The organism is Pseudomonas sp. S2_F07, assembly GCF_054668325.1.
Genome location: NZ_CP162758.1, coordinates 4,303,331 through 4,316,158 on the forward strand (window position 1 = coordinate 4,303,331; position 12,828 = coordinate 4,316,158).

Annotated in this window: 14 protein-coding genes; 13 read left to right on the forward strand and 1 reads right to left on the reverse strand. The window is 62.6% G+C overall.

The window, feature by feature from the left end; genetic code table 11:
- The first annotated feature begins 39 nt into the window (after positions 1 to 39).
- The 13 genes from gbpA to gspM are packed head-to-tail and all read left to right on the forward strand — an operon-like array spanning position 40 to position 11,516.
- Positions 40 to 1,506 carry an N-acetylglucosamine-binding protein GbpA gene (gbpA, locus tag AB4O40_RS19530; protein WP_460053619.1) on the forward strand — a complete coding sequence of 489 codons (1,467 nt, stop codon included), beginning with the start codon at positions 40 to 42 and terminating at the stop codon, positions 1,504 to 1,506.
- A 59-nt stretch (positions 1,507 to 1,565) separates the two neighbouring features.
- On the forward strand, positions 1,566 to 2,132 hold the full coding sequence (locus AB4O40_RS19535; RefSeq protein ID WP_236709757.1) for a cytochrome b: 567 nt from the start codon (positions 1,566 to 1,568) through the stop codon (positions 2,130 to 2,132).
- Between the two features lie 4 nt (positions 2,133 to 2,136).
- The gene (locus AB4O40_RS19540) at positions 2,137 to 2,679 is read left to right on the forward strand and encodes a hypothetical protein (RefSeq protein WP_409078537.1); all 543 of its coding nucleotides are present in this window, start codon (positions 2,137 to 2,139) and stop codon (positions 2,677 to 2,679) included.
- A gap of 8 nt (positions 2,680 to 2,687) precedes the next feature.
- On the forward strand, positions 2,688 to 4,607 hold the full coding sequence (gspD, locus tag AB4O40_RS19545) for a type II secretion system secretin GspD (protein ID WP_460053617.1): 1,920 nt from the start codon (positions 2,688 to 2,690) through the stop codon (positions 4,605 to 4,607).
- A 4-nt stretch (positions 4,608 to 4,611) separates the two neighbouring features.
- Entirely contained in the window at positions 4,612 to 6,084 is a 1,473-nt protein-coding gene (gene gspE / locus AB4O40_RS19550; RefSeq protein ID WP_460053616.1) for a type II secretion system ATPase GspE, read from the forward strand.
- A gap of 3 nt (positions 6,085 to 6,087) precedes the next feature.
- Positions 6,088 to 7,296, forward strand: coding sequence for a type II secretion system inner membrane protein GspF (gene gspF / locus AB4O40_RS19555; RefSeq protein ID WP_223541760.1), 1,209 nt, complete (start codon positions 6,088 to 6,090; stop codon positions 7,294 to 7,296).
- 3 nt (positions 7,297 to 7,299) lie between these two features.
- Positions 7,300 to 7,755 carry a type II secretion system major pseudopilin GspG gene (gene gspG / locus AB4O40_RS19560; RefSeq protein WP_056725671.1) on the forward strand — a complete coding sequence of 152 codons (456 nt, stop codon included), beginning with the start codon at positions 7,300 to 7,302 and terminating at the stop codon, positions 7,753 to 7,755.
- Between the two features lie 42 nt (positions 7,756 to 7,797).
- The gene (locus AB4O40_RS19565; protein WP_460053612.1) at positions 7,798 to 8,226 is read left to right on the forward strand and encodes a type II secretion system protein GspH; all 429 of its coding nucleotides are present in this window, start codon (positions 7,798 to 7,800) and stop codon (positions 8,224 to 8,226) included.
- Positions 8,219 to 8,602, forward strand: a complete 384-nt coding sequence (gene gspI, locus AB4O40_RS19570; protein WP_460053611.1) for a type II secretion system minor pseudopilin GspI — start codon at positions 8,219 to 8,221, stop codon at positions 8,600 to 8,602. Before AB4O40_RS19565 ends, gspI begins: the two co-directional genes overlap by 8 nt.
- Positions 8,595 to 9,137 carry a type II secretion system protein GspJ gene (locus AB4O40_RS19575; RefSeq protein ID WP_056725666.1) on the forward strand — a complete coding sequence of 181 codons (543 nt, stop codon included), beginning with the start codon at positions 8,595 to 8,597 and terminating at the stop codon, positions 9,135 to 9,137. The genes gspI and AB4O40_RS19575 overlap by 8 nt, the downstream gene beginning before the upstream one ends.
- Entirely contained in the window at positions 9,134 to 9,985 is an 852-nt protein-coding gene (locus AB4O40_RS19580; protein ID WP_460053609.1) for a type II secretion system minor pseudopilin, read from the forward strand. Before AB4O40_RS19575 ends, AB4O40_RS19580 begins: the two co-directional genes overlap by 4 nt.
- Positions 9,982 to 11,088 (forward strand): type II secretion system protein GspL, encoded by a 1,107-nt coding sequence (gene gspL / locus AB4O40_RS19585; RefSeq protein ID WP_223541758.1) that lies wholly within the window; start codon positions 9,982 to 9,984, stop codon positions 11,086 to 11,088. The genes AB4O40_RS19580 and gspL overlap by 4 nt, the downstream gene beginning before the upstream one ends.
- Entirely contained in the window at positions 11,085 to 11,516 is a 432-nt protein-coding gene (gene gspM / locus AB4O40_RS19590) for a type II secretion system protein GspM (protein ID WP_056725659.1), read from the forward strand. Before gspL ends, gspM begins: the two co-directional genes overlap by 4 nt.
- Here the strand turns inward: gspM and AB4O40_RS19595 are convergent.
- Positions 11,509 to 12,789, reverse strand: coding sequence for an MFS transporter (locus tag AB4O40_RS19595; RefSeq protein ID WP_413966567.1), 1,281 nt, complete (start codon positions 12,787 to 12,789; stop codon positions 11,509 to 11,511). The genes gspM and AB4O40_RS19595 overlap by 8 nt on opposite strands.
- Positions 12,790 to 12,828: the final 39 nt, after the last annotated feature.

A 12,828-nucleotide genomic window follows, 5' to 3' on the forward strand; every position in this document is an offset into this window, starting at 1 on the left:
CTAGGCGCCCTGTTTTCGATAAGCAGTCTGGAATACATCATGAAAATTACATTTGATAAAAGAAGTGCTTTAACGGCCTGCACTTCATCGATGATCCTGTTATCGGCAATGCTGGCCTCTCAAACCGTTTCCGCCCATGGCTATCTGGAAGTGCCGCCGTCGCGCGCGCTGGCTTGCCAGAAAGGCTTGAACACCAACTGCGGTGGCGCCCAGTACGAACCGCAGAGTGTCGGTGAAACCTTCAAAGGCTTTCCGGCGGGCGTCGGCGGTGCTCCCTTGCAGGGGCCGGTCGATGGCAAGATCGCCAGCGGTGGTCACTCGCTGTTTTCTGCCATGGATGCACAGTCCGCCACCCGTTGGCACCTGACTGAAATCAAGGACCGCAACATCGATTTCAAGTGGCATTACACAGCGGTTCACCCGGCTACCAAACACGAGTATTTCATCACCCGCAACGGCTGGAATCCGAACGAATCGCTCAAGCGCGCCACTTTCGAAAGCACGCCGTTCTGCACCATCGACGGCGGTAACAAGCGTCCGGAGTCCAGCGACAAGCACAACTGCAACATTCCGGCAGACAAGTCTGGTCATCACGTCGTCCTGGCCATCTGGACCGTGGGCGATACCGATGCCGCGTTCTACAACGCTACGGATCTGAACATCCTGGCGGAGCCTGAACTGCCTGGCGGCTGGTCCTCCGTAGGCAGCATTGCGCCTTCGACGGCGCTGTTGGTGGGCGACAAGGTCAAGGCCCGCGCATTCACCGGCAATGGCGAGAGCCCGGACTACAGTGTCGAAATCAGCATCGATAACGCTGTAGAAGGCACGCCGCAAAACTGGTCGTTCAAGCTGGCAGAGAAAATCAACCAGACCCACACCCTTGTTCGCGCCGGTATCCGCGACGAGAGCGGCAATGTCGAGCCGGTCAAAGGCACCAACAGCCTCTACGCACAAAAAGAAAGCGGGGTAGTGCGCTACGAAGTGCAACTGGACATGAAGGAGGACACCGCTGCGCGCATGTCGGTGGCCTCGCAGCAAGCCGAATACGTTCTGGATAAGGGCCGGGCGAAGGTCGAGTTCAGCATGATCGCGAACCGTGCGATGAACGTCGAAGCCACTTTGCTCGACCAGAACAACAAACCGGTAGGCACCACCTCGGCACAAGTGGCCAGTGGCTCCACCTCGCTGTCCATGGATGTGCGCAGCAACCCGGGCGCGCACACCTTGACCCTGGTCGGCACCACCCTGGATGGCCGCACGACCCGTCAGGACACCCAGACCACCCAACTGACCGGTGAGGGCGCCGGCATCGAATACGATTTCGTGTTCCCTGAAGGCCTCAGCGACTACGCCGCCGGTACCAAGGTGCTGCATCCGAAGACCAACGAAGTCTTTGAGTGCAAACCGTTCCCCGAGTCGGGTTACTGCAAGCAGTACAGCCCCTCCGCCAACGGCTTCGAACCGAGTGTCGGTGCTCACTGGCACATGGCGTGGAACAAGTTGTAAGTCCCCCTCGTAGCACTTCAGGCGATCGGTAGCCGATCGCCTGAAGCTTTATTCCCTTGATGTTGATCGAGTTGAAAATGACGGTTTCGGGTTATTCCAGACTGCGCGTGCTGCTGCATTGGTTGTCTGCGGCGGTGATCCTGTGGACCTTGCTGTCTGGTTTTCTTGTGGCCGGTTTCGAGGTGTCTGCGCACATCAAGGAATCGGTTGCGTTCTTCAATGTTTCACTGACAACAGTGTTCATACCGTTTTACCTGTGGCGCCTGTTTCTGTTTTTCACTCATACCCGTTTTTCGGGCCTGAGGTCGTTGTCGCTTGTCGAAGTGCTCGCACTGTTCGTGCACTCATCGATTTACCTCATCGTCGGGGCCGTCCTGGTGACCGGCGTGTTGATGATGGATCGCCCGATCAATGTATTCGGGGTTATCGGGATCGCTCAACCGTTAAGCGATCCATGCCTGATCGCCCTGTTTGTTACGGTCCACACGTGGGCGTGTGTGGTGTTGTCGCTGCTGCTGGCCGTCCACATCGGTGCCGTCATCGTGCATGAGGCCTGCAACCGCCGGGTGCTGCAACGGATGTCTTTGCGTCTGTGTGGCAAGCCTGGGGCCGGGCGACTTGAGTGAGGCCATGGTGATGCTTTCGCGCGAACGCTTGGCCGGACTGGTCTTGCTCCTGGGCAAGGCGAGCCTGCTGGTCGTGCCGCTGGCCTATGGGGCGTTCCTGGGCTGGCAGGAGTGGCGCTATCGCGAACAGTTGATGCTGCCAGCGCCGGTCGAAACCTCGCGAACCGCACCCGCACCCCGGCAAACGCTCGACGCAACGGCGGTTGCAACGGTGCTCGGTCTGACGACGGGCGCCGAGTTGCTGCCGAGCGCGGAACCGCTGACCTTGAAGGCAAGCTTCGTCGTCACTCATGGCTTGTCCCGGGTGTTACTGGCGGACTCACAAGGCGCGCGCATCTACCAGGTCGGCGAGCGCTTGCCCGGTGGCAGCGTCTTGCGTCGCGTCGAGCCCGACCACGCGGTGTTGTGGAGCAAAGGCCGAGAGGAACTATTGACGCTCCAGCCTCCCGCAGCGGGTTTTCTGCAACGGCTCGATCCCCACGGCAAGCCCCAAGTGCCCAGCGTTTCTCCGCGTTTTTTTAGCCCGCTTGCCGGGTCGACAGAGTGATCAAGTTCATGAATAGCTTTCTCGGTGCGCAAGCACTGCGACCGGTGATTTTTTTCGTCGCCATGGTGGTAACGCTTTCCCACGGCGCGCTTCTGGCCGAGGAAGAAAAATGGCAGCTGGCGATGAACAACGCAGAGCTGCGCGACATCGTCGAAGAGATCTCCAACATTCTGGGGACCACCGTGGTGCTGGACCCCAAAGTCTCCGGTCGCGTCACGGTCATGTCCCGACAGGCCCTCGATCGTGAAGGCGTGCGTCGGTTGTTCTATTCGGTGCTCGACGCCCACCACTTCACGGTGATTGATGAGGGCGACCGGATCCTCATCACCCCGGTTGCCGAGGCCAAGACCCGGGCCGGCCAGGGCACGGTGAAAACCACTACGGCGTCGCAGTTCGTGACCGAAGTCATCGGCTTGAACACCAGCAGTGCCTCCGATATCGCCGGGCTGGTGCGACCGTTGGTGTCTGCCAATGGTTATGTCGGCCCTTCGGTGTCGGCCAATGCGTTGGTGCTGACCGACACGGCTGCCAATGTGAAGCGCATCGCGCGGGTGATCCGCGAACTGGACTCCGGTCAGAACAACCTGCACGCGGTGGTCCCGCTCAAGCATGCCCTGGCGGGCGATGTCGCGCCGGTTATCGAGGCCTCCATGGGCAAGCGCAATACCGATTCAGCGATACAGGTACTGGCGGACACCGGGACCAATCGCCTGGTTTTCATTGGCCCGCCGGTCGTTCGCCAGCGCTTGATCGAACTGGCCCGAGGTCTCGATACGCCGGCTACCACGACCCTCGACAATGCCCGGGTGATTCGCCTGCGTCACAGCGATGCCAAGCAGTTGGCCGAGATCCTGGAGTCGATGGGGCAGGGCAGAAAGCAGACATCCGCCATCGGCAACGCCAAGGACACGTCTGGCGGTGCAAGCTTCATGATCAAGGCCGACGAAAGCCAGAACGCGCTGGTGCTGATCGCCGAGCCGGCGCAGGTACGGACCATCGAAAACATCGTGCGCCAGCTGGACCAGCCACGGGCCCAGGTGTTGATCCATGCCGCCATCGTCGAAATCTCCGGCGACATCGCTGAGGCCGTCGGTGTGCAGTGGAACCTCAGCACAGGTGACGCCAAGGGCTTCATCAACTTTCCCGGCACCGACATTCCGATCGTCGGCGGGTTGAAGTTCGACGAGAAAAGATCGGCGCCGGAGGGGGCGATCCTGCAACTGGGCGGCGACCGCTTCGGTGCGCTGATTTCGGCCTTGGCCAGCAACACCCACAGCAACCTGCTGTCCACGCCGAGCCTGTTGACCCTGGACAATCAGGAAGCCGAAATCATCGTCGGCCAGAACGTGCCGTTCAAGACCGGCTCCTACGCCACCAACAGCAACGGCGCGGAGAATCCGTTCACCACCGTCGAGCGCAAGGACGTCGGCATCAGCCTGAAGATCAAGCCTTACATCAACGAAGGCTCGACGCTGCGCCTGGAGGTCGAGCAGGAAGTGTCGGACATCGCGCCGTCGGTGTCGGGCATCGATTCCTCGGACCTGATCACCAACAAGCGAGCACTCAAGAGCACCATTCTCGCCGACGATGGCGAAATCATCGTGATCGGCGGCCTGATCAGGGACAGCGTGCGCACCCAGAAAAGCGGCGTGCCGCTGCTGCGAGACATTCCCTACCTCGGCGCGTTGTTCCGCTGGAGCCGCGACACCCAGACCAAAAGCAACCTGATGGTGTTCTTGCGCCCGACCATCGTGCGCAGCAAGGAAGACCTGTCTCAGGTCAGCCAGCAGCGTTACAACGCGCTGCGTGACTTGAGCAAATCAGGGGCGGGGGAAAACAACTCGCTGTTGCTGCCTTCCGAGGCGCGCGGGTTGTTCGAACCGGCCAGCGACGCGCCAGTGTTCGATTTGCGCGGCAAGGCGCAGTGAATCCATGAGCGAACTCTGCGAGCAATTGCCCTTCGGTTTCGCCCGGCGTTTTGGTGTGTTGCTGGAGCATGACGGCGACGAGCTGCGCATTGCCCTGCGCAGTGATGCGCCGCTCACCGCATTGGCGGAAGCGCGCCGGGTGTGCGGACGGACGTTGCCATTTCAAATCGTCGGGGCCGATGAGTACGCCTCGCGCCTGGCGGCGGCCTATCGCGAGGGGCACAGTGCGGTGGAGCAGGTTGCCCAAGGGCTGGACGAAGAACTGGACTTGCTCAGCCTGGTCGATCAGGTCCCGCAAACCGCCGACCTGCTGGAGCAACAGGGCGACGCACCGATCATTCGCCTGATCAACGCGCTACTCGGTGAAGCAGTGCGTGAGCATGCCTCGGATGTGCACCTGGAAACCTTCGAGCAGTACCTGTCGGTGCGCATGCGGGTGGATGGCCAACTGCGTGAAATGCTCAGGCCCAAGCGCGAACTGGCGACGCTGTTGGTGTCGCGGATCAAGGTCATGGCGCGCCTGGACATCGCGGAAAAACGCGTGCCCCAGGATGGGCGAATGGCCTTGCGCCTGGCCGGGCATGAAGTCGATGTACGGGTCTCGACGCTGCCTTCGGCCCACGGCGAACGGGTGGTGCTGCGTTTGCTCGACAAGCAGGCCGGGCGCCTGGACCTGCATCGGCTGGGCATGCCGGACGATACCCTCGCGGCCCTGCGCCAGTTGTTGGGCAAGCCCCACGGCATTTTGTTGGTGACCGGGCCGACCGGTTCCGGCAAGACCACCAGCCTGTACGCCGCCCTGAGCAGCCTGAATGACCAGACCCGCAATATTCTCACGGTCGAAGACCCGATCGAATATCACCTGCCGGGTGTCGGCCAGATGCCGGTCAACCCAAAGGTCGACATGACCTTCGCCCGGGGCCTGCGGGCGATTTTGCGCCAGGATCCGGACGTGGTGATGGTTGGCGAAATCCGTGACCGCGAAACCGCCGAGATCGCTGTCCAGGCGTCCTTGACCGGGCATCTGGTGCTCTCGACCCTGCACACCAACAGCGCGGCCGGCGCGGTCACGCGGCTGGTAGACATGGGCGTCGATGCCTATCTGTTGGCGTCCTCGCTGGTGGGCATTCTGGCCCAGCGCTTGCTGCGCACCTTGTGCCCCCATTGCAAGGTTTCGTACCTCGCCGACGCGGCAGCCTGCCAGCGCCTGGGGCTCGACACCAGCACGTCGCACACCCTGTTCAAGGCTTCGGGCTGTGAACAGTGCCAGCACGGCTATCGCGGCCGCATCGGCATTTACGAGCTGATCAGCGTGACGCCCGCCGTCTCGGCGCTGATCCATCAGGGCGCCAGTGAGCAATTGCTCGTCGACGAAACACGCAAGGTCTCGCGCAGCCTGTTCCAGGACGGGCGCCAGCGGGTGCTTGAAGGGTTGACCAGCCTCGATGAATTGCTGCGTGTGACCCAGGAGAACTGATCGATGCCGACCTTCGACTACCGCGCCCACGATGCCCAGGGACGATCCTGCAAGGGACGGTTGGAGGCCGATGGACCCCGCCATGGGCGACAGTTGTTGCGTGAGCGTGGTTTGTGGCCGCGTGTCTTGATCGAGGTCAGGGTTGGCGGCGGTGCGGGCCAGCGGTCGCGAGGTGGACGCCTGAGTGCCGCTGATCTGGCGCTGTTGACGTTGCAACTGTCAACGCTGGTTCAGGCCGGACTGCCCCTTGAGGAAGCGCTCGATGCGGTGGCGAAGCAGAGCTCAAAGCGCAAGGTTGCAAGCTTGCTCTCGGCGGTCAGGAGCCGGGTAATGGAAGGTCACGCCCTGGCCTCGGCACTGGGGCAATTTCCCCGGGCCTTTCCCGAGTTGTTCCGCGCCACCGTGGCCGCTGGAGAGCGCTCGGGGCATCTGGGCCAAGTGCTGGAGCAACTGTCGGGCTACACCCAGGCCCGCCAGGCCTCGCGACAAAAGATCCAGATGGCCCTGGTGTACCCGTTGATCCTGATGTTGGCCAGCGTGGCAATCGTCGGTTTTCTGCTCGGTTACGTGGTGCCGGATGTGGTGAAGATCTTCGTCGACAGCGGCCAGCGGTTGCCCTGGCTGACCCGGGCGCTGATCGGCGTGAGCAACGGCCTGCGCGACCATTTCCTGTTGTTGATGGGCGTGCTGGCGGTGCTGCTCGGCCTGTGGCGCTGGAGCTGGCAGCAGCCGCAGTGGCGTCTGCGCTGGCATCGTTGGGTGCTCAATGCACCCGTCATCGGTGAAGTGCTGCGCGCCATGGAAGCCGCGCGGTTTGCCAGCACCCTGGCAATCCTCGGCAAAAGTGCCGTGCCCTTGGTGGACGCCCTGGAAATTGCGGCCGCAGTCATTGGCAACCTGACCATCCGCGCGCGGATGGTCGATGTCGCCCGCTCGGTCCGCGAAGGCGCAACGCTGACCCGTGGCCTGGAGATGAGCGGCGACATCCCGCCGATGATGCTGCACATGATCGCCAGCGGCGAACGTGCCGGCGAACTCGACCGCATGCTGGCCCGGGCCGCCGAACAACAGGAAAACAGCCTCGCCGCGCGCATCGCGCTGGTGGTGGGCCTCTTCGAGCCGGCCATGCTGGTGCTGATGGGCGGCGTCGTGCTGCTGATCGTCATGGCCATCCTGCTCCCGATTCTCAGCCTCAACCAATTGGTGAATTGATCCATGCAACCTGTCCGCAAAAACCTTTCCCGCGCGCAACGCGGTTTTACCCTGATCGAAATCATGGTGGTGGTGGTCATCATCGGCGTGCTGGGGGCCATTGTGGTGCCGCAGTTCATGAGCCGCCCCGATCAAGCCAAGGTCACTGCCGCCAGAATCGATATCCAGGCCATCGCCACCGCCCTGGAAATGTACCGCCTCGACAACGCCCATTACCCCTCGACCCAGCAAGGCCTGGAAGCGTTGGTCAAGCGTCCTTCCGGACTGCCCGTGGCGCGGGGCTGGAACCCCCAGGGTTACCTCAAGAGCATGCCGGTCGACCCGTGGAACACGCCTTATCAGTACCTCAATCCGGGTATGCGATCGGTAGACGGCACTTACGACCTGTATTCCCTGGGCGCCGATGGCGCAGCGGGCGGCGAAGGGTTTGCAGCCGAAATCGGCAATTGGGGCCATTGATCCGTGGGCTACCGCTGCCGGGGGTTTACGTTATTGGAGCTGATGATCGTGATTGTCGTGGTTGGCGTCTTGCTGGGCATGGTGAGCTTTGTCGGTGGGGGCAGTCCCGCGCGCGAGGTCAGGCAGGTAGCCGAGGCGATGGTGCAGGTGATTCATCAATTGCGTGAGCGTGCGGTGTTCGAGGGGCAGGAATATGGCTTGCGGCTGGGTACCGATGGCCACCGAGTGATGCGCCGGGGTGATGGCGGGTGGGAGCCGGTGGAGGGGCTGACTACCTGGCCTTTGAGCATACGAGTACGTTTGCAGCAGGATGGCTATGGGGTAGGGCTGGACGCTGACGAAGGACCGCCGCAGTTGCTCTTGCTCAGCAACGATGAAACCAGTGCCTTCACGCTGACATTCGAGTCCGGCGACAGGACCTGGCTGAGCCTGTCCGGCGATGGTATCGGCGAGGTGGTGATCGATGACTAGTCGGCCACCCTTGTCGTCCATGGGCGGCTTCACGCTGCTGGAAATCATGGTGGCCCTGGCGGTCTTCGCGACACTGGCGGCAGCCGTGCTGTCGGCCAGTCAATACGCGGTGAAGCAGCGCGGCGCCGTCGAGACTCGGCTGTTCGCAGCGTGGCTGGCGGACAACCGCTTGAACGAATTGCGCCTGCAATCGGGCTTGGCGGCCGGTCAGCAGCAACAGATCGTGTCCATGGATCAACGCGACTGGGTGCTGCAACAGCACATCAGCGCCACCGGCGATCCGCGTTTGCTCCAGGCCGACATCCAGGTCAGCCCGGCGAACAGTGCGCACGCCTTGCATCGTGCCAGCGGCTGGATACTTGCGGTTCATGACTAGGCAGCGTGGGTTCACCTTGCTGGAGCTGGTTATCGCCCTGGCCATCTTCGCCGTGCTGGGGCTGGCCAGTTGGGGTTTGTTCGATAGCGTGCTGCGAGTGCAACAGGGCACGGCGGCCCACGAGCGAGCACTCAGGAGCCTGCAACGAGCGATGGCGGTGATCGAGCGGGATCTGCTGCACGTCACCGCACAGCCGGTGGTGCTCGCCGGGCCGCTTTTGCAGTTCCAGCGCAGTCACTGGCGCAACCCTCTGGACCAACCCCGCAGTGAGCGCCAGATGCTGAGCTATCGGCTCGACGGCGGCGTGCTGTGGCGCGAAAGCCAGGGCGAAGGTACGGAGTTCGTGCAGCGGCAAAAGTTGCTCGAAGACGTTCGCGAATTGGGCTGGCGTCTGTTCGACAGCCAGTCCGGCTGGGTTGCTCATTGGCCGGCCGGGCAGGACGCGAAGGCGCCCATGGCGCTGGAGGTGCAAGTCTCTGTCGGGCGCTTCGAATCGATTCGTCGGGTGTTGCCGATGCCGGGTGCATTGCCATGAACGGGCGCCAACGCGGCATTGCCTTGATCAGTGTATTGCTGGTCATGAGCCTGGCACTGCTGATCATCGGCGGCGTGTTGCGCAGTCATCACCTTGCGTTGCAAAGCAGCGGGCAACAATTGCAGCAGATACAGCTGCGGCAGCTCGCATCGGGCGGGGAAACCTGGGCGTTGTTGCTGTTGCGCGATGCGTTGCAGGACGCGAAAAAACCCGTCGAGCGGATTCAAGGCTGGACGGCCATGACGCCGGGTTTCGACGTTGAAGATGCGCAGATACGAGTCGATATCGAGGACCTCGCCGGACGCTTCAACCTCAATGCGTTGTTACGCCAGGGTCAGGTGGATCAAGTCACCCTCAACCGTTGGGCGCGCCTGCTTGAATTGCTCGATCTTCCTCCTGTGCAACTGAGCCAGGTCGGGCCGCTGCGGGAACTCAGCCAGCTGCGCTTGCTGCCCGGCATTGACGCTCGCTTGCTGCAGCGGCTGGAGCCTTGGGTGGCGCTGCTGCCCACCGAAGCCGCCTTGAACATCAACACCGCGCCGGCACTGCTGTTGAGAGCACTCGGCGAGGTGGACGCCGCGACCGCCGATGCGCTGGCGCGTCAGGCGGCAACAACGCCTTGGGCGAGCGTCCAGGCGTTTACCCAGGACCCCTTGCTCTCCGGGCAGGGCCTGAGCAGTCACGGACTTGGCACCCAAAGCCGCTGGTATCGGATAAGGGTGCGGGTGACCCGGGACGGGCGCGAACTGCACCTGGCCACGGATATCGGGCACGACCCCAAGACTCGACAACTGACAGTGCTGCAACGACGTTTTCTTCCCATGAGCAGCCACGAGAGACCGCGATGAACACTTGGCTTTACCTGACCGCCGAAGGGCAGGACGCGCCATCAGGCCTCTGGCCCTGCGTCCTGTGGTCAAAAACCGGTCAACGCCAGCCGATGCCACTGAATCAGGCGGCCTCGGCATTGCAAGGCCAGGTAGTCGATGTGCTAATGCCCATGGAAATGTGCAGTTGGGTTCGCAGCGAGCCATGGCCGTCGCGACGCAGGCCCGAAGCCCAGGCCATGGCCTACGCCGTGGAAGATCAACTGAGTGAAGCGCTGGAAGGCGTGCATCTGAGCGTTGGCGCTCGTGATCGTGACGGCTGCTTCCCGGTCATGGTCATTGGCCGTGAACGGTTGGCCGCCGTGCTCGACTTGCTGCGAGAGGCGGGCATTGAGGTGCGCGGGGTGTTCGTCGATGCCGATCTGTTGTCCGGCGATCAGCCGTGCGGAGCATGGTGGTTCGGTCGCTGGTTGTTGGGTGCAGGCCTGTCGGCGCGCCTCGCGATATCGCAAGACGACCTGGCTCTGCTCACTCCGTTATTGCCCAAGGACATGCAATGGCTGGATGCCCGTGAGGCCCCCGCCGTCATCGACCAATGCCTGACCCAGTGCCCAACCCGGGCCATCAACCTGCTGCAAGGCGCATTTGCCCCACGGGGCAAGCGTCTGCCCTGGCGCGCCGGCGGGTGGGCGTTGTTGATGCTGGCGCTGTTGACCTGGGGTGCCAGCGAAACGCGCATCCGCTTCCTCGACAGCGAAGCCCGCCGCCTGGCCACCCAGAATGAACAGCGATTCAAGGCGCTTTACCCGGAGCAAAGCCGCATCGTCGATATGGCTGCGCAACTCAAGGCCCTGCAAAGCCAGCCTGTGGATTCGCAAAACAGCCGCATTGCCGGGCTGATCCGGTTGATCGAACAGGTGATTGGCGCCAGCCCGGTCGAGGTCCAGCGCATCGAGTTTCGAGCAGGCGAAGGCTGGAAAATCCAGCTGACCGCCAGCGGTTTTACCGAGCTGGAGCAGTTGCGCGAACGCGGGCGACAACAAGGCATGCCCGTGCGGCTCGACAGCGCGAACAAAACGGCTGGCCGGGTACACGCCACCCTCACCGTGGAGGACGGGGCATGAAGCAGGCATGGCGGCGCATTTCCGTGCGCGAACAACGGCTGTTGCAAGTGTCGGGGACTTTTTTGTTGGCGGTCGTGGCTTTCAGCCTGATCTGGCAACCGACCCGGCAGCGACTGGAAACCGCCGAGCGACAGTATCAACAGCAGGCGGGGCTGGCCGCGCAACTGCAACGGGCGTTACCGCGCAGCGATGTCCCCGTCGACAGCGAAAAACCGCTATCGCTGCGCATCAGCGAAAGCGCCGCGGCGACGGGGCTGGAGATCCGTCAGATGGAGAGCGACACCGATCTGCTGCGCGTGACCCTCAATGGCAATGCACAACCGTTGATGCAGTGGCTCGACGGCATGGAGCGCAACGGTGTCGCGTTGCAATCGCTGACCCTGGAAAAACGCGACGATGCCCTGGAGGCACGGGTGGTGCTCAGGTAGTCGAGGTGTTCTGCGGCAACAACGGCAACTTCGCCAGCTTCAACGCGACCAGTAGCGCAATCACCAACAGCGTGCCGATGAACAACCCGATGCCGTTCCAGCCGCCCAGGTGCCAGAACACGCCACCCACCGTACCGGCGATGCTCCCCCCGGCGTAGTAGCTGAACAGGTACAAGGACGATGCTTGTCCCTTGGCCCTGGTGGCGCGGCGGCCGATCCAGCTGCTGGCCACCGAGTGGGCGCCAAAGAAGCCGAAGGTAAAGATCAGCATGCCGATGATCACCAGCGGCAGTGGCGTGAACATCGTCAGGGCCAGGCCAACGATCATCAGCGCGATGGTGCTCCAGAGCACTTTGCGGCGACCGAGTCTGTCGGCCAGCGAGCCGATTTTCGCTGAGCTGTAGATGCCCGACAGGTACACCACCGACAGCAACCCGACGAAGGCCTGTTCCATGTGGTACGGCGCGGCCAACAGGCGATAGCCGATGTAATTGAACAGCGTGACGAATGCGCCCATCAACACAAAGGCTTCAAGAAACAGCAGCGGCAACCCGGCGTCGCGAAAGTGCATGGTGAAACCGTCGAGCAGGCTGCGCGGGTGCAGCGAGCGGGCGCGGAAGTTGCGCGATTCCGGGAGGATTTTCCAGAACAGCGCCGCGGCGATCAGCGCCAGGCCACCGATCACCAGCATCGCCGTGTGCCAGCTGACGAAGTCGATCAATACCCCGGTGATCAAGCGTCCGCTCATACCGCCAATCGCGTTGCCACCGATGTACAAACCCATGGCGAGGCCGATGTGCTGTGGGTGGATTTCTTCGCTCAGATAGGTCATCGCAACCGCCGCCAGACCGCTCAACGACAATCCAATCAGCGCACGCATCAGCAGCACACCGTGCCAGCTCGGCATCATCGCACTGGCCATGGTGCACAGCGCCGCGGCGAACAATGCGGCCACCATCACCGGTTTACGCCCGATACGGTCGGAAATCGGGCCGGTGATCAGCAGGCCGATGGCAAGCATGCCAGTGGCGATGGACAGGATCAGGCTGCTCTGCGCCGCGTTGATGGAATACTCGTCGGACAGCAGCGGCATCATCGGTTGCACGCAGTAGAGCAGGGCGAACGTCGCGAAGCCGCCGCAGAACAACGCCAGCACCGTGCGCATGAACGCCGGGGTGCCTTTTTCGATGTAGATCTCCGCCAGCTCAGCGGCAATAGCGTCCGGTGCTGCGGGAGGAACTTCATGGGCGAGTGGGGCGACAGCAGTTTTCACGGGGGACCTCGGAGGACGCAGCCGGTCAGGCAATGAAAA